19 protein-coding genes are annotated in these 19849 nt (G+C 44.7%); 3 read left to right on the top strand and 16 right to left on the bottom strand.

The annotated features are described in order from the left end of the window. Positions 1-178: 178 nt before the first annotated feature. Together QFZ77_RS08385 and QFZ77_RS08380 are read left to right on the top strand one after the other, a co-directional pair. Complete coding sequence (locus QFZ77_RS08385) at positions 179-565, top strand: DUF4280 domain-containing protein (RefSeq protein WP_060645930.1); 387 nt, start codon at positions 179-181, stop codon at positions 563-565. Positions 566-620: 55 nt separating this feature from the next. Further along, positions 621-2285: an MORN repeat-containing protein gene (locus tag QFZ77_RS08380; RefSeq protein WP_307438420.1), complete on the top strand. Its 1665-nt coding sequence runs from the start codon at positions 621-623 to the stop codon at positions 2283-2285. 299 nt (positions 2286-2584) lie between these two features. Here QFZ77_RS08380 and rarD read toward each other — a convergent pair whose 3' ends face one another. The 9 genes from rarD to QFZ77_RS08335 form a co-directional block, all read right to left on the bottom strand. Further along, the gene (gene rarD / locus QFZ77_RS08375) at positions 2585-3466 is read right to left on the bottom strand and encodes an EamA family transporter RarD (RefSeq protein WP_307438418.1); all 882 of its coding nucleotides are present in this window, start codon (positions 3464-3466) and stop codon (positions 2585-2587) included. Positions 3467-3628: 162 nt separating this feature from the next. Continuing rightward, complete coding sequence (locus QFZ77_RS08370; protein ID WP_307449338.1) at positions 3629-4714, bottom strand: nitric oxide synthase oxygenase; 1086 nt, start codon at positions 4712-4714, stop codon at positions 3629-3631. Between the two features lie 71 nt (positions 4715-4785). After that, positions 4786-5118 (bottom strand): hypothetical protein, encoded by a 333-nt coding sequence (locus QFZ77_RS08365; RefSeq protein ID WP_307438416.1) that lies wholly within the window; start codon positions 5116-5118, stop codon positions 4786-4788. A 25-nt stretch (positions 5119-5143) separates the two neighbouring features. After that, the gene (locus QFZ77_RS08360; protein WP_307438415.1) at positions 5144-5842 is read right to left on the bottom strand and encodes a pirin family protein; all 699 of its coding nucleotides are present in this window, start codon (positions 5840-5842) and stop codon (positions 5144-5146) included. Between the two features lie 216 nt (positions 5843-6058). Next, a complete protein-coding gene (locus QFZ77_RS08355; protein WP_373462729.1) occupies positions 6059-7471 on the bottom strand; it encodes an arabinan endo-1,5-alpha-L-arabinosidase in 1413 nt (470 codons plus the stop codon). 47 nt (positions 7472-7518) lie between these two features. Continuing rightward, positions 7519-8361 (bottom strand): carbohydrate ABC transporter permease, encoded by an 843-nt coding sequence (locus QFZ77_RS08350; RefSeq protein WP_307438413.1) that lies wholly within the window; start codon positions 8359-8361, stop codon positions 7519-7521. A 30-nt stretch (positions 8362-8391) separates the two neighbouring features. Further along, a complete protein-coding gene (locus QFZ77_RS08345) occupies positions 8392-9282 on the bottom strand; it encodes a carbohydrate ABC transporter permease (protein ID WP_307438411.1) in 891 nt (296 codons plus the stop codon). A gap of 107 nt (positions 9283-9389) precedes the next feature. Next, a complete protein-coding gene (locus QFZ77_RS08340) occupies positions 9390-10781 on the bottom strand; it encodes an ABC transporter substrate-binding protein (RefSeq protein WP_307438409.1) in 1392 nt (463 codons plus the stop codon). Between the two features lie 208 nt (positions 10782-10989). Then, the gene (locus QFZ77_RS08335) at positions 10990-11979 is read right to left on the bottom strand and encodes a glycoside hydrolase family 43 protein (protein WP_307438407.1); all 990 of its coding nucleotides are present in this window, start codon (positions 11977-11979) and stop codon (positions 10990-10992) included. A gap of 248 nt (positions 11980-12227) precedes the next feature. On the opposite strand from QFZ77_RS08335, the gene QFZ77_RS08330 reads away from it, so the two are divergent. Beyond that, a complete protein-coding gene (locus QFZ77_RS08330) occupies positions 12228-13166 on the top strand; it encodes an ArsR/SmtB family transcription factor (protein WP_307438405.1) in 939 nt (312 codons plus the stop codon). Positions 13167-13196: 30 nt separating this feature from the next. Here the strand turns inward: QFZ77_RS08330 and abc-f are convergent, their stop codons facing one another. The 7 genes from abc-f to QFZ77_RS08295 all read right to left on the bottom strand — a co-directional run bounded on the left by abc-f (position 13197) and on the right by QFZ77_RS08295 (position 19781). Then, complete coding sequence (gene abc-f, locus QFZ77_RS08325) at positions 13197-15110, bottom strand: ribosomal protection-like ABC-F family protein (RefSeq protein WP_307438403.1); 1914 nt, start codon at positions 15108-15110, stop codon at positions 13197-13199. 106 nt (positions 15111-15216) lie between these two features. Next, the gene (locus QFZ77_RS08320; RefSeq protein WP_307438402.1) at positions 15217-15360 is read right to left on the bottom strand and encodes a hypothetical protein; all 144 of its coding nucleotides are present in this window, start codon (positions 15358-15360) and stop codon (positions 15217-15219) included. A 99-nt stretch (positions 15361-15459) separates the two neighbouring features. After that, entirely contained in the window at positions 15460-16362 is a 903-nt protein-coding gene (locus QFZ77_RS08315) for a response regulator (protein WP_307438400.1), read from the bottom strand. Positions 16363-16367: 5 nt separating this feature from the next. Then, on the bottom strand, positions 16368-17678 hold the full coding sequence (locus QFZ77_RS08310) for a sensor histidine kinase (protein WP_307438398.1): 1311 nt from the start codon (positions 17676-17678) through the stop codon (positions 16368-16370). Then, positions 17663-18424, bottom strand: coding sequence for a TSUP family transporter (locus QFZ77_RS08305; protein WP_307438396.1), 762 nt, complete (start codon positions 18422-18424; stop codon positions 17663-17665). The genes QFZ77_RS08310 and QFZ77_RS08305 overlap by 16 nt, the downstream gene beginning before the upstream one ends. A 32-nt stretch (positions 18425-18456) precedes the next feature. Further along, positions 18457-19107, bottom strand: a complete 651-nt coding sequence (locus QFZ77_RS08300) for an amino acid ABC transporter permease (protein WP_307438394.1) — start codon at positions 19105-19107, stop codon at positions 18457-18459. A 20-nt stretch (positions 19108-19127) separates the two neighbouring features. After that, positions 19128-19781 (bottom strand): amino acid ABC transporter permease, encoded by a 654-nt coding sequence (locus tag QFZ77_RS08295; RefSeq protein ID WP_171640431.1) that lies wholly within the window; start codon positions 19779-19781, stop codon positions 19128-19130. Between the last annotated feature and the right edge of the window lie 68 nt (positions 19782-19849).

Here is a 19849-nt window from a genome sequence, read left to right as displayed (position 1 = left end):
CACTATGAATCCCTCCGCTCAACCATCTCCTCTTATAGTACAATATCTACCCCACTCCCGCACCCATCTTTTGGAGAAAAATAGTGAAAACTATCGAATATAGTAATAGACTGCTCATATACTTATCTAGTAGTATAAAAGTAATGGAAACAGCGAATTTTTGACGGGAGAGATTCACATGGGAAACCTCGTTTGCGGTGGAGCGATGCTGCAATGCTCGTTCGGCGCAGCGCCTGGTACGTTAATGGTGCTTCCGGCGAACATGGTGATGACCGCTATGCCCATTGCCAACATTATGGATAATAAGCCGATGGTGAACATAATGCCGTTTGGGATGTGTAATTCTATGGCGAATCCGATGGTTGCTGCGGCAACGGCGGCTGCACTTGGAGTTCTGACTCCCATGCCCTGTGTACCTGTAACAGCTGCGCCCTGGGCTCCTGGGTCACCGACCGTGCTTGTCGCGAACATGCCCGCTCTGAACAATACGTCCAAATGCATGTGCAACTGGGGCGGTGTCATTCAAATACAACAACCGGGACAAATGACCATTCAGGTGCCTTAACCTTAACTCATTTTAAAAAAAACCATTTAATAATTCCATCTAGGAGTGAGAAGATTTGGAGATCCAGCCGGTCAAAACCCTTGAAAAAGTGCTAAGGCCTGTCGTTGCACCATTCATTGGGCATATCATGAAAGCCATCTTAACAGTCGGAAGGCTGCCCAAACTAGCGATCATTAAGATTCAACAGCTCCTTAGGGTCATGCTGCAGACGCGCGAAACGTCGCTGAAAAACTACGTTTTGATCGGCTCCTATTATGTCTCCAAAAGATTGCTTCTTTTCCTCACTTTGTTCCTACTCGTTTTGGTCTTTTTTATTTTCATCCGCCCTCCTGCAATCGTGAATAAGTGGTTGAATCGCGTTCCTGTTCTTCAGAAAGATACCCCTAAACTTACGAGCTTTTCAGGCAATGGCAAAGTCGTGGGTACCCAGAAGGATTCTCTCTATGTGGGGGAACTGGTTGACGGCAAATATGCCGGAAAAGGTAAACTTTTCCACAGCAACGGCAAGCCCGCTTATGAAGGTGATTTTGAAAAGGGGCAAAAATCAGGCAACGGCTCCTTGTACGACGAAAATGGCACCCTGCAATATAAAGGAGCATTTGCCGGAGATGTCTTTAACGGAGCTGGAACCCAATACGATCCCCAGCAGAACGTGCAGTATATCGGCGAATTTCAAAATGGAAAATACGGCGGAGCTGGGAAATTATTCGCGCCAAGCGGAGATCTTTTGTATGAAGGCTTGTTTAACGGCGGCCTATACAATGGGACTGGAAAGCTGTTCTCATCGGGCGGTATCGCCCAATATGAGGGTGAATTTGCAGCCGGTCAATATAACGGGGCTGGTAAGTTTTTTGATGCGAAGGGACTGCTTATCTATGAAGGCGGCTTTAAAAACGGCAGCTATTCCGGAGATGGCACCGAGTTTTATACGAATGGCCTGATTAAATATAAAGGCCAATTCCTCGCTGGCGCGTATGGCGGTGAAGGCACCGCCTTCGATGAGAAGGGCGTGCCGCGCTTCAAAGGCACGTTCCAGAGCGGCGTCCTTAGCGGCGCCGGGGAAGCATATGACGAGTTAGGTAAACTCGTCTACAAGGGCGATTTCAAGGCCGGCGTCTATGACGGCCTTGGCACGTTGTTTGACGCAGACGGCGCGCCGCTGCTGCGGAGCTTTTTTGCAGGCGGCCAGGCCAGCCTGCAGAGTTTCATCGGTTTGTCCAGCAAGAAAGTCGAAGACTTGCTGGGCAAACCGGACGAGGTGACGCTGCAGGATGACAGCGTCATGCTCGCAGGCCAGGAGGCGCCGCAGGTTGCCTCCGTAGAGACGGCAGCTGCAGGCGACGCCGCCGTGGAACCTCCGGCCGCTGGCGCTGGCGCGGCCGATCCGGCTTCAGCAGGAGGCGTTAAGCTCCTGCTGAACTATCCGGCCTACCAGCTGTCGCTGCTGGTAGAGCCGTCCAAGGGCAACCCCAAGGAGGCCGTCGTCACCTCCCTCAGCATTTGGGGCTCGAAGCCTTTGGCGCTGCTGCAACCAGCCATCGAGACTATCAAAAAGCGCGGCGAACCCAATGATGCCGGCTACATCGTCATGGAACTCGGGGTGGGTGCCGGGGCTGGCACTTACACGAACAGCTATTACAAAGGTGATTTCATCTTCACCTTCACACATTTCAACAAAACCAAAGGAGCTCACCTGCTTCAGGTCAGCTCTACCAAATAAGAGGGGCTGTTGCCCCTTGTGTGTTTACGGGTTCCTTTTGCAGATGAAGCTGCCTCATGTCCTTCGTATGCTAATCGAGTTCCTTTTGCACACGGAAAGAGTAGTTAGGCGTAAAGCTCAGACCTGACAATAGCGCTCCGCCCTTGACGGAACGTCGTTCCGCTATTTGGGTGAAAAAGCTCGATTTCCGGGGCAAACCTCTAATAGGTGGTATTGGCAGCACGCTATTCGCTAATGGAACGAGCATGCTAAAAAACCGTTCGAAGCTATTTGCTCGAACGGTTTTTTTCTGTGTATATCTACTTCGCCATAGAAGTTCTCGCCACCCGCATCGACGCAAATGCGTAAACGATCAGTGCCGTCCAGATCAAGGAGAAACTGATGAGAAGCACGGGAGAGAATTTCTCTTTAAATACGAACACACTTAAAAGCAGCGTAATGGAAGGACCAATGTACTGAATGAATCCCAGCATGGAAAGAGGCAGCCGAGCAGCCGCTTTAGCAAACCATAATAGAGGCAAAGCGGTTGCAACACCTGACAATAATAGTAAAGCTAAAGAGATAGGCGGTAACGTCCATGCGGAATCATGATGCGCGAAGTGTAAGTAGGCAATGTACGCGACTGCTATGGGGAAGACAATGACAGTTTCACCTGCTAACCCGATAGAGGCATCATAGGAAACTCTCTTTTTCACAAGACTGTACAGACCGAAGGAAAACGCTAGTGAGAGAGAAACCCATGGAAATCTGCCATAATCGATGGTTGCCAACAAAACGCCGGCACCTGCCAAAGCAACGGCCACCCACTGACTGCGGCTTGGTTTTTCACGCAAAAACAGGACCGCCAGCATGATATTAATTAATGGCGTAATATAATACCCCAGACTCGTCTCGATGACATGGCCGTTATTGACGGCCCAAATGAATATCAGCCAATTGGAGCTGATTAAAATGCTGCTGACTCCGATCTGGAGCAGCATTTTTCCGTTCGTAACCATCTTACGAAATTCAGTCCATCCACTTTTCCCTATCAGTAAGAGAATGGCCATAAAAACAAATGACCAGATGACACGGTGAGACAATATTTCACCAGCAAGCAAAGAGTCAAAAGATCTCCAATAAATAGGCAGCAAGCCCCATGCGGTATAGGCAAGAATGGCGTACCAAAGCCCTTTTTTCATAGTAAAATCCTCTTTTCAATTCTAGTAACACAATTCTATGAATCTCGTAATTTGTCCCTAGGTCAATTTTCAATTAATAAATCCCCGATATACGGGGATCAACTACACGATTGTTTGTGCTATCCTTTAACGAAGACGCAATCCCTTCTACCATGTGATTGCTCAGCCCTCATGCCGATAAAAAAAGTTAGGCAGCTTCACTTCATTTGAATAATGCTGATGGAAAATATGCGTTGTCGCCGGAGATAGCGGCGGGATCAACCACGACCAATCACCCGTGACATCACGACCGACCTTCTGCTCTTTCTCTTCAAAACTCTTAAATTGCCTTGCCGCCATATGATGATCTACAATAGCTACTCCCTGCTGTTGAAACGAATGCAGCACAGCCACATTTAACTCAACAAGCGCCCTATCTTTCCAAAGAGAGGCATCGCGCCGAGTATCCAGACCCATGATAGACGCTACACGCGGCAGCATGTCATATCTCGCTTGGTCTGCAAAGTTTCGCGCCCCGATCTCGGTGCCCATGTACCAACCGTTGAATGGCGCAGCGGGGAAATGAATCCCTCCGATTTCAAGGTACATATTCGAGACAATCGGTACGGCATACCATTTGAGATGCAAATCATCGAACGCTGCTATGTCCGGATGTGTAATATCCACTTCCAGGACGAGCTCGGTAGGAATATCGAACAGCTTCGGTTTCCGATCTCCCATTTGAACAACAAGCGGCAGCACGTCGTAAGGCGTCCCAGCCCCCTGCCATCCAAGCGATTGGCATAACGCAGTTATTTGAATAGAAGCTGGGTCACCGAGAATCCCATTGTCAGTTTCATAACCCGCGTAACGGACAAGTTGGTCATTATGAATAAAGGCTCCCTGAGCCGAATCATGCGTAGGTGGGAAAATCGTAATCATTGGACGGATTTTGCCGCCATTGGTCGCCGTTTCTATATGACGAAAAAGCGCCTCAGCCATCTGTTCTTCGGTTTCTATATAACGAGCATCGCGTACCGTCAGTGTTTCCCAGAACAATCGCCCGATACAACGGTTGCTGTTGCGCCATGCCATTTTGGCCCCATGCTCAAGCTCTTGTAGGGTATGTTCGTAGTAACCTTTATACCTAATGGCTTCGGTAATTTCAGTAAGACGAGCATCGATTTCGCCCGAGCTTTGGCCTAGTTCACTATAACATTCCTTGATAAAAGGTATTGCTTTCTCTAGCAATTGATCCTGCACTTTCATTGGTGCTGCTCCAATCCGATAAAGGGGAGCCCCACAAGCATTTGACACCTGCAAAGCTCTCCCTATGTTGATTACAATTGTGCACTAAACTGATCAGGAATGTATACGATTTGAGACTTTGCTACGATGGTTAACTCGCCTTTTTCCTCGGAATAGTGAACGGAATCATCGCCTACATAAAACCATAATTTCTTTGTTGGCTCATTTTCATATTCCTGAAATAAGAATACGTTGAGTTCCTCTTTCCATTTCAAAAGCTCAGCAATATCTTCCTTCTTCTCTATCTGCACGGTAAAAATCCATTGGTCACCAACCTGCTCCCATGTGTAGGGGATCGGATGTTTACCCGTATCTACGAACGCTCGACCGCCCACTGCATGTTTAATTAAAAAGACTTCCTTCATCCGCATAGCCCTCCTTCATCATCCATTATGGCAGATCAATTAGCATGAAATGTGTATCTTCTATCGCACGAATCTCAACCGTTTGTTCAGCTTCCATACGAGCGCTATCCTTAGTTTCCAATACAGTATCATTAGCAGATAACTTCCCGCTTATAAGCATAAGAAAAATACGGCGATTCTCTCCTTGTTTAAACACAAGCCCTTTGCCCGCTTCCAGCTTGCTGAGGTAAATACTCATATCTTGGTGTATCTTGGCTGCATGCTCGCCTCCCTCGGGTGTAACTACCGGCAGCAGCGTGTTTATCATTGCTTCAGGTTCATAAGTGACATTCTCAAAGGACGGCTCCAAGCCCCGCTTAGAAGGCATGAACCAAAGTTGAAATAGACTCATCGGTTCTGTATCCGACGCATTATACTCGGCATGTATAACGCCGCTTCCAGCTGACATTCGCTGCACGCCATTCACACCCGTTACCGCAACATGCCCCAAGCTATCTTCGTGTTTAATGGCTCCGCTAAGAACGATGCTGACAATCTCCATATCGCTATGGGGGTGTGGACCGAAGCCTCGGCCGGCAGCAATATCATCGTCATTACAAACACGCATAACCCCGAAACCTACATTATCCTCATCAAAATAATCGCCGAACGAGAAATTCTTATGGCTCTTAAGCCAGCCCAGATCGGTTGTATTACGCGTATGCGCAGGGAAAACTTGAATCACAGCAATCGCCTCCTTTTTTATTACGTATAGCTTATCATAGATAGACCACCGACTTCCATGTCGGAACGGTGGCGGAAATACGCAAGCAAGACAAAAAACCTCATCTCGACTTTTATAGTGAGGTAGAGGTTATGTATTCATTCACCATCATTCAAGAACAGAACGGACATTGGCCAGAATAGTAATTCAATTGCCGATAGGATACTATCATGTATCTTACTTAGCTGCTTGTGGAAGCTGTTTCCCCCATATAGCCGTACCTCGATTATTCATGCCTGTAAAGACAAGCGTTGAACGATTAAGCTCCCAATCCCATGACGGCAGCATCATAACTATTTCCTGAGATGCCAGCTCCTCACCATCGTACCAATAAAGCGTAAGGGTATGCTTCCCATCGAATTCCCAGTAGTCCTTGGAATCAGAATTGTTGATTTTCCCGCCTTTTAAAAGCTTTAACTCGTCCGATTCAACTTGGCCGTCGATCATTTTATCCATCACGATTCGTTCCCAATTGCCTACTATGCTCGCCTTAGGGATATCTTGAACGGTCTCTCCAGTATATCTTTCCGGTGATACGACCGGCCAGCCGTCTTGGGTCCATAATATTTTTCTAATGTGGAGATACATCCAGTTCATGTCCTGCTGCGGACGAGCATGATGGACGATATAAGTATGATCCCCATCCTGCAGCACGGAATTATGTCCAGGCGCAATCCATCCATCGCCTTCTTGGAACTTATAGCCACCCAATATTTTGTTGCCGATCTCAAACTGGGCTTCATACTTATCGTCCATAAGATCTCTTCCATTCGCATCCAAATATGGACCTGTTATGGAGTCCGATCTACCTACCCGCACATTGTAATCCTGTGACAACGAATCAAAGGAAACAAACAGGTAATATTTCTTCAGCTCCGAATGATAAACAATATAAGGGCCTTCTACCGCACCGGATTCTGTTTTATGATCCCTGGTCGCAATCTTTGTACCAAAACCAGGCTCTTTCAACTTGCCTGTTTTCGGATCTAGCGGAGAGGTATAAATCCCCCCGAAGAAAGAACCGAATACAAACCATGGATCTCCCGACGCATCCAATACAATGTTCGCATCAATCGCATTCGGCTTATCGCCGACACCCGTCTTTATTACTTCTCCTTGGTCAGTCCAAGGCCCCTCTAAGGAAGAACTTGTTGCTACGCCAATAAATGATTGGTTCGAACCAAAGGTCGATGCCGAATAATACAAATAGAACGTATCGCCGAATTTCTTAACATCAGGTGCCCATAAACCTTGAGCCCCTGTCCATTCCGCCGCTTGCTTGGGTACTCCATCAAAAGCGTATCCGACCCAGTCCCATTGAATGAGATCCTTTGATTTCCTAACCATAATACCAGGCTTAGCCTTACCGCCGACTTTAGCATCCGTTGAAAAAACATAATAGGTATCGTCTTCTTTTATAATTGCGGGATCATGTGTATTGTTCGTATTCCACGCCAATTCGTTATGAAGGTTATCCACATCAAACATTGGATAGATTGGAGGCGCATCTGGATACTTTAACTTCGACTGCAAACTTCCTCCTCCTCCTCCGATGGAACAACCTGCTAGAAGGAGAACAGCAACTGTCATGATGCTTACAAAGGCGTTCCGTCTCCTTTGGTTTCCAGTTGATTTGATCATCCTTTAACACCTGAAATTGCAACTGATTCAATGATTTGCTTCTGAAATATGAGAAAAACGATTAACATCGGCAATAATGCGATCACAGATGCTGCCATAATTAACGGGTAGTCCGTTTGAATGGCATAAGTTGCATTGAAGTTAGCAATTACTAGCTGCAGCGTTTGTTTCTCAGGTGAATTCAAGTAAATGATTGGTGCTAAATAATCGTTCCAAATGGCCATAAACCATAAAATAAGCTGTGCAGCTACTGCAGGTTTAATAAGAGGAAATATGATCCTGTAGAAAATTCCAAAGTAGGAGGTTCCATCAATCTTCGCCGCTTCAAGTATTGCATTCGGCACGCTTGTTAAATACTGGCGAAGGAAAAAGATCATCACAATATTTCCGAAAAAGCCTGGGACAATTAACGGCAGCAATGTATCTACCCAGCCCAACTCTGAGAATAAAATGAACTGCGGTATCATAACAACTGGATAAGGAATCATTAAGGCTGAAAGCAGCAGTAAAAAAATCTTGTCCTTACCTGGGAACCTGAGCTTTGCAAATGAAAAAGCAGCTAAGCTGGAAGTAAAGGTTCCGATAATTGTTACAGAAACAGCAATGAAGACACTGTTTTTAATACCCGAAAGCAAAGGTCCCTTTTCCCAAATTTCACTGTATTTAATAAATAAAAACGTCTCGGGTATCCACTGGGGAGGCAGTGCGAACACATCCTTCTTTTCTTTGAAGGAAGTCGATACCATCCACAATAAGGGAGCTACCATGACAATAGCGCCGATTGCTAATATGAGAAAAATAACGATGCTAATTATTTTTTGTTGTTTGGTAATTATCATAGGATTACCCGCTCCTTCCCGATTGATGGACTAATCCACATCATAGGATGATTTTTCATTCATTTTAAATTGGATAAGCGTAACGATAAATATAAACAGACCCAGCACAACAGCCATTGCTGATGCATATCCCATTTGGAGGTTTCCAAATGCTTTCTGCCACACATAAAAGACGACTGAAGCAGAACTATACTCAGGACCACCTGTTGAAGTCATAATGTTAATCTCGGTAAAAATTTGCGAACCACCGATGATGCTTGTCACAACGATAAAGAATGTAACCGGCTTCACCATTGGCCATGTAATATTCCAAAAAGACTGTAAAGCATTTGCCCCATCGATCTCTGCCGCTTCATAATAAGATCTGGATACGCTTTGCAGCGCCGCCAAATACAAGAGCATCGAGTATCCTAAGCCTTTCCAGATTGCCATAATCATAATTGCAGGTTTAACCGTATTTTTATTAGCTAACCAGTTAGGTCCTTCAATTCCGAATAGATCCAAAAACTGGTTAACTAAACCATAATCACCGTTATAAGCCCATTGCCACAAAATGGAGATCGCTGCCAACGAAGAAATGACCGGAATGTAGTATATGACTCGGAAAGTAGTAGTTCCAAAAATTCCTCTATTGAGACCAAGCGCCAACAGTAAAGCCAATATCAAACCAATTGGAATGCCAATCATTAGAAATAGAGTGTTATACATAGCTTTGTAAAATTGCTCATCTTGGAATATGTCTATATAATTATCCAGCCCGATAAAGTTCATCTGGCCCAACCCATCCCAATCTGTGAAGGAACCGTAGAAAGAATATAAAACTGGGTACAATGTAAATAGAATTAGACCAAGAACGGGTGCAAGTATAAATAAAAACCCGTAATATTTCTCTTTCCGATAGAGATTAGATTTGGATTTCATAGTTCACCCCTGATTAGTTAGAAGAAAATGATGTTAGTTCCTTGTTATTACACTTCAGCAACTAACATCATTTTCAACTGTACTAAAAATAGTCTTTCATTAACTTGTTATTTTTTAGATTTTTGTTCTTGTTCAATTGCCTTATCAAGAAGCTTTTGCATTTTCGGCTGTTGACCCTTCACATAATCAGCTGCAGTTACTTTACCATCAATGACTGGCTGAATATCCGTGAAGAAGAGCTGGTGCCATTCTGCATTGTAAGTCAACGTATTGGGAATAGCTCTGCCGTAATCTTTAACTATTTCCAAAAATTCTTTCTTGTTTGCCGGTTTAATGGATGTGTCTGCAGCCCACTTGTCAGCCATATCGATCAAGTTCGGGATTTGTACTTTAGCATCTACCAGGGCTTGCTGTCCTTCACGCGAAGCTGTTAAGTAAGTTACCAAAGCAGTAGCCTCCTGAGGGTGTTTCGTTTTGCTGGAAACACCAATTCCCAAGGAACCTAACCATGTTGCAGATTTACCTGTAGATCCAGCTGGGTAAGGAATCAGATCATATTCAAACGGCAATTTTTCATAGGTACTTAGATCCCAAGGTCCTACCGGGAAGAAGCCCATTTCGCCCTTCATCCAACGCTGGTAAGTATCTAACGTTTGCGCATCTTCAATCGATGGAGTGATCTTATGCTTATTTTGCATATCAGCAAAATATTGCAAAGCTTCAGCAAATTTAGGTTCATCAATCGTAACTTTTGTTTTTGTTGCATCTAGCCAATCTGCACCATTGCTCCATACAAATGATTGCAAGGACCAGTTAACATTGAAACCAGTACCGAACTGATCCAACTTGCCGTCACCGTTGTTATCTTTGGTCAGTTGTTTGTTGACTTTAATAAATTCATCCCACGTATAAGGCTTATCTTTGTCAGGAAGTGGTACTCCAGCTTTTTCAAACATTGTTTTGTTATAGCCGAGTGCAAATGGGCCAACATCCTTTGGCAGACCGTAAATATTGCCTTTCCCAACAGTGGAACCGTCATAGCGATAAAAGTCAACGCCGTATTTCCAGATGTTGTTCAGATCAACATTTTTATCACCTTTAATGTTAGCTGTCAGATCCAGGAGAACGCCGCCATTTACATAAGCTCTCAAATCACCTGGTTCAAAGTAGAATACATCGGGTAAGCTTTTACCTGTAATAGCTGCCTTAATTTTTGTTGCATATTGGTCAGCTGTTGTTGTGATGATTTTAACTTTAACACCCGGGTGCTCCGTTTCGAACTTCTTAATCGTATTTTCGTATGCCTTTTGCTCGTCGGGGCCGCCGCGGAACATAAATGTTAGTTCTTTTGTTTCTGTTTTTGCTGCCTCTGTGCTTTTGCTTTCTTCTTTTTTCGCCGTATCCCCACTACCGCTTCCCGCGTTGTTCCCACCACAACCTGCAAGTACAATTACTAACGACATGGAAAGCGCTGCTACTGATACTAGACTCTTTTTCATTTAAACCCCTCCTAATTGTAGTAAATAATAAAAAATCCGATGAAATGGAACCGCATACATATATTCAATTAATAATGTAAGTTAAACCTTTAAAGCGATTGCCTTACAAACGTAAGCGTTTATATTAATTATTAATATATATGTTAAATTTATAATAAATCAAAGCGCTTTCACTGTCAACACTATGTTATTTTGCAATTTTTCGAGTTCATTTATATTTCTGAGTTAGAGCATCTGCAACCGGAATGCCAAAATCAGGTGTCCCGTCACCGTGCCAACCAAATATTTGTGCTCTTGTATGGCGATTTGGATCATATAGAGGGTCACCCTCAATAAATTTGTAATTGCGGGAATGGTACACGATCACATCCTTACCTTCTGGACAAACCGTAAAGCTATTGTGACCAGGTCCATATTGACCAGTAGTCTCATTAGTTTGAAATACGGGGTAAGGTGTCTTATTCCATGAATCCGGGTTCAACAGATCACTCGACTCATCTGCCGTCAATAATCCCATACAGTAATTATAGTCTGTAGCACTAGCAGAGTAGGTAATGTAAATTTTCCCATTGCGTTTCAATACGGCTGGACCTTCATTGACCAAATAACCAATTTTTTCCCACTCATAGTCCGGCTGTGCAATCATGACCTGTTGACCGCTAATTGTCCATGGATCGCTCATCAGCGCAATATACAGATTGGAGTTTCCTATTATGTTCAAATCCTTCTGCGCCCATACTAAATAGAGATTACCTTCATGTTGAAAGGTAGTTGCATCGAGCGAGAATGACTCCCAATTCGGTTTGATCTGACCTTTCTCAACCCATTGTCCTTCCAATGGATTCGGTGATTCATTCTCCAGAACAAACATTCGGTGATCAAACAATCCCTCCACCGTATCGGTAGTGCGAGCAGCCGCGAAATAGATGTACCATTTGTTATTCAAATAATGGATTTCCGGTGCCCAAATATTAGCGCTCATCGGGCCTTCCGCATATTTGTTCCATACGACCACCGGTTCAGCGGAACCGAGCCCCTGAATCGTAACTGCTCTTCTTACTTCGATTCGATCATATTCCGGTACAGAAGCGGTAAAGTAATAATATCCATCGGTATGCTTATACACCCAAGGATCTGCGCGCTGTGGGATAATGGGATTCGAATATTCCTGTTCTATTGCCTTCTCGTTACTCAACATGTTCAAAACCCCTATCATTTTAATGATTTCACAAATATGAACAACTCCATATTTGAGTAAATAGTAATGCCTATCCCCTCGAGTTGTCAATATATTTATTAATAATACACATTTATATTAATATTTAGTTTTCATGATTCATCTTGTTAAACTTTTCGAAGTTGTTAAAGATTTAAGAAAAATGTATATTACTATATAAGGATGTCATTCACATAAATATTAATCTTTTATTATACGGGGGAATTTGTTTGAGAATTGATTTATCGGAAGATAATTTACCTCTATTTGAAGCACTTTCAAGTAACGTTCGCATTCAAATCGTCCACTTGCTCTCCCAAAAGCCCATGAATATCCGTGAATTGGCGGAGGCCCTTGGTCTTAGCAGCGCAATTATGACGATGCATGTCAAAAAGTTAGAGAAAGCCGATGTGATCCGCTCCGAAATGATGCCCGGCAAAGGCGGCGCAGCCCAGAAGATGTGCTCACTTCACATGGATCATCTTGAGATTGCTTTTCCGCAGCGCAATGTCACCCCTCGTTATTCAAGAAGAACCGATGTATCTGTCGGCCACTATACGGATTTAAACATCATTCCAACTTGCGGTATTTGTACGGTATCTAAAGTCATCGGTATTTTCGATGATCCCCGTTATTTCCTTGATCCGGAACGATTGAACGCTAAGATTCTTTGGTTCGCACAGGGATATATCGAGTATAAGATTCCAAATTTCTTAATGAACAGCGAGGAACCAGAGGAATTGGAAATATCGATGGAGATATCTTCTGAAGCCCCTTTAACAAACAGCGACTGGCCTTCTGATATTACGTTCTTCTTCAATGGACTTAAGCTAGGAATGTGGACTAGCCCAGGTGACTTTGGCGGCAAGGGTAGACTTAATCCTGCATGGTGGTTTGAAGACGTGAATCAATTTGGTCTACTAAAGCGGATCTTTATCAAAAAAGAAGGAACGTTCATGGACGGCCTGAAGCTATCCGACGTCACGATTGACCAAATCGACATTCGTAATCCTCACTGGTCCTTCCGAGTTGCCATTTTAGAGGATGCCGAGCATATTGGAGGCGTCACCTTATTCGGGTCCGGCTTTGGCAACTACAATCAAGATTTAAGCTTCAAGCTCTATTTTTCTAAATCTGCACAGGATACAAATGGAACAAAAAGGAATTGAAAAGAGGGAGTGCTTTCGCACCCCCTCTTTCTATTCTTGCTCCTCCATCTGCATCCAGTGCTCATAGAGCCCATCCAACAGGTCCTGTACCGCTTCTCTCTCTATCCATAACTTGCTGAGTTCATCTGCCGTCAGGTTCTTCTCTATTCGTTGGTCCAAATTCTTCAGACGCGCTTCTTCATTAGCAATCTGATTTTCCAGATTTCCCCTTGTGAACACGGACGAGCATTTAGACTTTTCCCGTGACGCCGCATGTGCAACAACCGACTTTGGCACCCCAACGATAGTGGTTTCACGTATTTGATCTTCGCGCAGCTGCCCGCTCTTCTCTTTATAATCATCAAAGTTGCCCAAGTAAACAGTAATTCGCCCTTGATCCAGCTCCCATATTTTCCGGGACAGCCGATTCATAAAATAACGATCATGCGTCACAGCCAGCACGGTACCAGGAAACTCTTCCAGCGCTTCTTCCAACGCTTCCCTTGAAGCAATATCCATATGATTCGTGGGCTCATCTAGAATGAGTAAATTAGGCTTACGCAGCACAAGCAGTGCTAGTCGCAATCTAGTCCACTCACCTCCTGAGAGAGAACAAACCGACTTGAATACATCTGCTCCATAAAATAAATAAGCAGCAAGCCGGCCCCTAGCCTCTCCTTCTTCCAGCTTCGCTTCCTCACAGAAGTAAGTCAGCACCGATTTCTTATGGTCCTCTGGATACTCTTGTTGAGCCAGATAACCAATATCGACCCGCGCTCCAAGCTCGAGCTCCCCTTGGTCAGGCTGCTCTTCACCAAGAATCATCTTCAATAGGGTTGTTTTACCCGAACCATTATGCCCGACGAGCATTACTTTCTCGCCATATTCCAGCAATCCGCTTGCCCGCTTCAGCAGCACTTTATCTCCGTATTGTTTATTCACATCATCGAAGCGAATCACTCTCCGACCTGAGCGGTCGTCCAGCTTCAGATCGAACTCCGCTGCCTTCGGATCGAGAACAGGCCGTTTGAGCTTTTCCATCCGATCCAGCGCTTTCTGCATAGAAGCTGCCCGACGGAAAAATTTCTCGTTTCCTCCTACTCGGCCCCACTCCGTCAGCTGCTTAATCGTCTCTTTCATCTTTTTGATGACCTTCTGCTGCTCCTGATAATCAGCAAACTGCTGAAGTAATCTGACCTCCTTCTCCTTCACATAACCTGAATATGAAGTCAGATAGGTCGTTGATTCACCATCTTCCAGTTCGACGATCTTCGTGACCACCCGATCCAAAAAGTAACGATCATGAGAAACAATGAAACACGCACCATCATAATGGGTGAGATATTCCTCCAACCACTCCACGCCAAACAAATCCAGATGATTCGTCGGCTCATCCAGCAGCAGCAAGTCAGGTTTGCCGATCAGCTGGGAAGCGAGAGCAATCTTCGTCTTTTCCCCTCCAGACAACGAGGTAAAGCTCCGCTCGTAAAACTCCCGTGCAATACGAAGGCCGTTCGCTACTTGGTCGATTCTTGCATCCAGCTCGTAGCCGCCTTCCCGTTCAAAACGTTCTTGCAGCTGTGCGTATCGCTTAAGCAGCTGATCTAGCTGCTTCTCATCGCTCATGACGTCCGGGCTCGACATTCGCTGCTCCAGATCCGTCATGTTGGCGCGGCATTCAAGTATCTCTTGAAAGCTCGCGGCTAGCACATCATATACCGTACCGCTCTCCCACTCCGTTGGGATTTGTGCTAAATAGCCGATCCGCGTATCTTTTCGTACCGTTAATTGTCCTTCGTCAGGCTTCTCTATCTTGGATATAAGGCGCAACAATGTCGATTTACCGCTGCCATTGCGTCCCACAAGTCCTATTCTTTCTCCCTGATGAATTTCAAAAGCAACATCCTCGAGCACCAGCTGCGCACCATGGTATTTTTTTATATTTTGACCATTAACTATTAACATAATGAAGGATCCTCCTAGTTTATGAAAGACCCTATCCATCGCAACCAACGTACAAAAAAAGGCCGCAGGAAAATTCCTACGACCTTTCGGATTAATCCGTCGAGGGTTAAGGTAGGTGTCTTTTCGTGAGTTGTAATTCCGTATGAGCATAAATGGACAGACTTCTCGCGTCTTTGCCTGCTGCATGAACGATGCCAGCCATCGCGATGGGTAACTGGCTCACACGGTTGTTCACGAACTCTCGATTCATCCTACCTTCACCTCCTTCTTCTATCACTAATTCAAAATAATACCATAACCATTGGTCAATTCGCAACCAGAAACTGCCTAATTTTGTTCTTCGCTATTTTTAATATTCACTGCGCATCTTATCCGTAACTTCAAGATAGAGAACTTGGAGAAATTTCTTAATATTGACCTTGCCCTTCTCCGGCTTACAGTTCTCATCGATTTCTTTCATCTTCATACGCACATCCTGGAATTCAAAATACAGAGGCGCATAATGCTCAAATTTGGGATTGCTGTAATCCGTCAAGCCAATACTGGCGATATGGGTCAACGCGGTCATTATCGTGCGGCGAATCCGCTGTTCGACAGCTTTACCTTCTTTTTCAACATCCGCTTCCTTTACCTTGTGACATCTGGACACCGTTTCATAAAGCTCCTTGAGCGGCGGAATTCCTTCCGCTTTATGATGACGAGTGAGATGTTCCATAATGTCCATCAGGTCGCGACTGCCGGTGTCCCCCACGATCCCCATATCCATGAGAATGGGCTGCATAATTTCGCGGACACCGCGTTTTTTACGAACACTCTCAGGACCTGTGTGCAGTAAACTCAGCTTGGTTAAAGATTCTTTAATCTCCTGCAAGGAGCGGCTAATGTTCCACTGCTCGTTAACTTTGGACAGCACCGCTTCCACTTCAATTTTATTAATTGGCTTTTGAATATAGAATTCGACACCGGCTTGATAGGCTTTGCCAATCATTTCTTTATTTTCAATTTGCGAAATCATCACGTATTTCCCTTGATAACCTTGCTCCTTCAATCGAATGATGGTCTCAATTCCATCTTGATCCGGCATCAATAAATCAATGACCACGACATCCGGTGTGGTTTCCAGAAGAACTTTTTCTCCTTCGCTCCCGCTGCCAGCCGTACCTACGACTTCGCCTAATCCGCCTTTTTCAATGATCTTTTGCAGCATCCGTCTACTTACCGCATCATCGTCAACAATTCCGAATGACAGCATGATCTCTACGCTCCTTTTTTCAACGTATCGGTCAATATAGTAATCACAAAAGTGGTCTGAAAACCCGGCTCGTCAGAGCGTAAATGAATGTCTCCACCTAATGAATGAACAATATCTCGAACATGAGAGAGTCCAATCCCTGTCGCGGCAAAGCCCTCTTGATTGAATTTGGTCGTAAATCCGGGTGCAAAAATCATATCTCTATCCTGCTCTGAAATGCCAACACCAGTGTCGGCAACGATGATGATGGTCTCAGCACCTTGCTCATAAGCACTTACGAGAATCGATCCTTGATCTTCAATTGCTTCCACAGCATTAGAAACGAGATTATTGATTACGGTTAAAAGGGGTAGGTATTGATTCGAACAATAGTCCGTTTGAATGTCGCTTTTGAATTGAATCTTTTTTCCAATCATCGAACTATAACCCAGGTTGGACTTGATGGCGAACTCCACGACTTCGGCCAGCCTCATTTCGGAAGCGAAATCGCGATCGAACAGCTTCAACAACCCGGCTAGGATGCGTTGCGAATCTTTTTTGACTTCATGAATTTGCTGGGTAATTTCCAAAATGGTGCGAGAGTAGCTTTTTAACCCCGCGCCATTAATTTTTTCATATAAATTGTGGCTCTTGGCTGTTATTTGCTCAATCGTATCCATCGACTTCCGTAAGTAAAATACTTCGCCATATAAACCGCTATTCGTATTTAACATTTGTTCCATACGCTTCTGCTGCTCATTATGCAGGACTCGCATCTGATTAATGGTCACACTGTTGTAGATACCGACCACGAAGTAGCTCCGTACGACAGCGGTAACTGTGATATACACTAACTGCTCTGAAAACATATGCGGTGAATGGAAAATCAAGCTGCGCGCCAACAATTCAATCTCATTGGACATAAGATCAATAACCGATAAGAACAACCCAAGAACAAAAGGGTGGAATTGGTCCCAATTCCGTTTAATGAAGCTCATGGCAATCGCAAAGGCCATATAATAAAATGCGGCTGATAAATGCGTTTGCGCGCTCGCGCTGAAAGACATGGCCCCATGTAATAGGATACCATCTTCCAACGTCCGAAATAGCAGAACAGTGATTCCGGTAACGATACCTGTATAGATATAAGGCAGATGCTTCATCAAAAGCAAACAGAGTAGAAAGGCGCTGCTGCCAAGACCAATCCGAAACATTTCCCCAATGAAAGGTGTGATCTTAAACTCTCCGGCAATTGCCGTCACAATAGCGACGAGAATCATTTGCAGCCCTTCGTTCTTTAAGCGTCCCAGCCTTTCACCCCCTACAAGATATCCCATATCTGTTTACCAATGAGGATTATACAAACGGTAAGAAATAGCGGTCGAACATACGCTGATCCTTTGCGGATCGCCATGCGTGAGCCCAGCAAAGATCCACAAACCATGGCTATTCCCATCGGAATGCCTATCCCATAATTAATGGACCCCATAACCATGAAAGTAGCCAAGCTAGCCACGTTGCTCCCGAAATTTAGCACTTTCGCATTGCCGGCCGCTTTGACGAAATCGAATCCTAACATCAGAAACACGAAAATAAGAAAGGAACCGGTGCCCGGTCCGAAGAAACCATCATAAAAGCCCAAACCGAATGCAGCGCAGCCCATTAACATCGCTGTTTTCGTTGAGAATTGACTGAAGGTAGAAATATCCCCCCAATTTTTACGAAAAATCGTGTAGATGGTGATCAGTATAAGCATAACGACAACCAACGGCTTTAAGAAATCAGATGGAATTTGCCGCAGCACCATCGTTCCGCACACAGCTCCTAAGAGAGACAATATGAACAAACCTCGTACTGCTTTCAGATCAACATTCCCAGACCGCATGAAAGAAATCGTACTTGTCAGTGATGACATGGTGCCCGCCAATTTGTTCGTTCCTAACGCGACAGCCGGAGGTAATCCCGTTGCCAGCAGAACCGGAAGAGCGATTAGTCCCCCTCCACCAACGACAGAATCTACATAAGCCGCTAGAAAACCACCGATGATGATGAATATCATCATTTCCCAACTTATTTGTAACATGATGCAAGACTCCTTCTGTGTGTTAAATTCCTCTATACCAATCTTGATTCCATTCTGCGGGCTGCTAATGATAAGGCATAATTCACAGCGAAATACAGAATAGCCACTAAAAATAGAATGGGCATGGTATAACTGTAGTTTTGTCCAATTACTATTTTCGCATGGTGCATCAGTTCAGGCAAGGAAATAACAATCGCAAGAGAAGTATCTTTTAACAAGGAAATAAATTGACTCACTAGTGGCGGCATCATTCGGCGCAGCCCCTGAGGTAGAATAATATGCCAAAGGGTTTGCACATAGCCTAGTCCTGAAGATCGAGCGGCTTCAATCTGCCCTTTATCGATGGAATTCAGGCCGCTTCGCACAATCTCTGCAATCATCGCGCCTTCAAATAACGTTAATGCCACAATCGTTGCATTCATAGGTCCGAGTTTAATCCCGATATCTGGTAGGGCGAATCTTGCGAAAAATATGATTAAGAGCAATGGTAAATTGCGAAGAAGCTCAACTGCTATAGCCAGAATTGGTGAAATAACCGGAAGCTTCGTATACCGGATCGTACCGACTATACACCCCACGATAAAGCTCAATACAATAGAGATCGCAGCGACTTTAAGCGTCACATAGAAACCTTCAAATACAAACCTTACATTATCAGCCGAGAAAGCATGCATGATATCCATTCGTTCACCTCCCCCTAAAGTCAGTCCGTACGAGCTAATTTACGTTCTAGGCGCAAGGCCACGTAACTTAGCGGCAGCGTGAGTATCAAATAAAGCACAGCAACGAAGATATAGGTATCGAACGTAGCATAAGTCTCACTTGCGACCTGATCACCGAAATACATGAGATCAAAGCCTGCGAATACGCCAAGTACGGAAGAGTTCTTAACGAGGTTAATAAATTGATTGCTAAGCGGTGGTATGACAATTTTGATTGCTTGCGGAAGGACGATATGCCACATGGTTTGGAAATAGGTCAGTCCCGAGGATTGTGCTGCCTCAGATTGGCCTTTGGGCACCGACATAATACCGGCTCGGATCGCTTCTGCAATAAAAGATGCCGTGTACACCGTAAGGCCTAAGGTCCCGCATACAAATCCGCTAAGGGTAATGCCCATGGACGGTAGGCCATAGAAAAACACGAATACAACAAGCAAGAGCGGTATGTTTCGAATGAACTCTACATAGGCAGTCCCAATCCATTGCAGCGGTTTCACCGATCCAATACGAAAAATGGCAATAATCGTACCCAGCACAAAGCTGCCAATTAACGCAATAACGCTGGCAATGATCGTGTTGAAGAAGCCCTTCATGTAGATATCAAAATAATCGGTAAAAATCGAGAAATCCGGCATGCGCTCCCCCCTCATAGACAGAAGATGGGCAGCAGCTGCCACCCATCTCTTCTTTTATTCTTGTTACT

This window comes from Paenibacillus sp. V4I3, from assembly GCF_030817215.1.
Classification (GTDB): domain Bacteria; phylum Bacillota; class Bacilli; order Paenibacillales; family NBRC-103111; genus Paenibacillus_E.
The sequence above is the reverse complement of the archived record's forward strand: the minus strand, read 5'-3'. Positions and strand labels throughout refer to the sequence as shown.

Bases quoted from the DNA above. Each gene is read 5' to 3' on its own strand.
- QFZ77_RS08385 (WP_060645930.1), top strand. From the start codon at position 179: ATGGGAAACCTCGTTTGCGGTGGAGCGATGCTGCAATGCTCGTTCGGC.
- rarD (WP_307438418.1), bottom strand. From the start codon at position 3,466: ATGAAAAAAGGGCTTTGGTACGCCATTCTTGCCTATACCGCATGGGGC.
- QFZ77_RS08370 (WP_307449338.1), bottom strand. From the start codon at position 4,714: ATGAAAGTGCAGGATCAATTGCTAGAGAAAGCAATACCTTTTATCAAG.
- QFZ77_RS08365 (WP_307438416.1), bottom strand. From the start codon at position 5,118: ATGAAGGAAGTCTTTTTAATTAAACATGCAGTGGGCGGTCGAGCGTTC.
- QFZ77_RS08355 (WP_373462729.1), bottom strand. From the start codon at position 7,471: ATGACAGTTGCTGTTCTCCTTCTAGCAGGTTGTTCCATCGGAGGAGGA.
- QFZ77_RS08350 (WP_307438413.1), bottom strand. From the start codon at position 8,361: ATGATAATTACCAAACAACAAAAAATAATTAGCATCGTTATTTTTCTC.
- QFZ77_RS08345 (WP_307438411.1), bottom strand. From the start codon at position 9,282: ATGAAATCCAAATCTAATCTCTATCGGAAAGAGAAATATTACGGGTTT.
- QFZ77_RS08340 (WP_307438409.1), bottom strand. From the start codon at position 10,781: ATGAAAAAGAGTCTAGTATCAGTAGCAGCGCTTTCCATGTCGTTAGTA.
- QFZ77_RS08335 (WP_307438407.1), bottom strand. From the start codon at position 11,979: ATGTTGAGTAACGAGAAGGCAATAGAACAGGAATATTCGAATCCCATT.
- abc-f (WP_307438403.1), bottom strand. From the start codon at position 15,110: ATGTTAATAGTTAATGGTCAAAATATAAAAAAATACCATGGTGCGCAG.
- QFZ77_RS08320 (WP_307438402.1), bottom strand. From the start codon at position 15,360: ATGAATCGAGAGTTCGTGAACAACCGTGTGAGCCAGTTACCCATCGCG.
- QFZ77_RS08315 (WP_307438400.1), bottom strand. From the start codon at position 16,362: ATGCTGTCATTCGGAATTGTTGACGATGATGCGGTAAGTAGACGGATG.
- QFZ77_RS08310 (WP_307438398.1), bottom strand. From the start codon at position 17,678: ATGGGATATCTTGTAGGGGGTGAAAGGCTGGGACGCTTAAAGAACGAA.
- QFZ77_RS08305 (WP_307438396.1), bottom strand. From the start codon at position 18,424: ATGTTACAAATAAGTTGGGAAATGATGATATTCATCATCATCGGTGGT.
- QFZ77_RS08300 (WP_307438394.1), bottom strand. From the start codon at position 19,107: ATGGATATCATGCATGCTTTCTCGGCTGATAATGTAAGGTTTGTATTT.
- QFZ77_RS08295 (WP_171640431.1), bottom strand. From the start codon at position 19,781: ATGCCGGATTTCTCGATTTTTACCGATTATTTTGATATCTACATGAAG.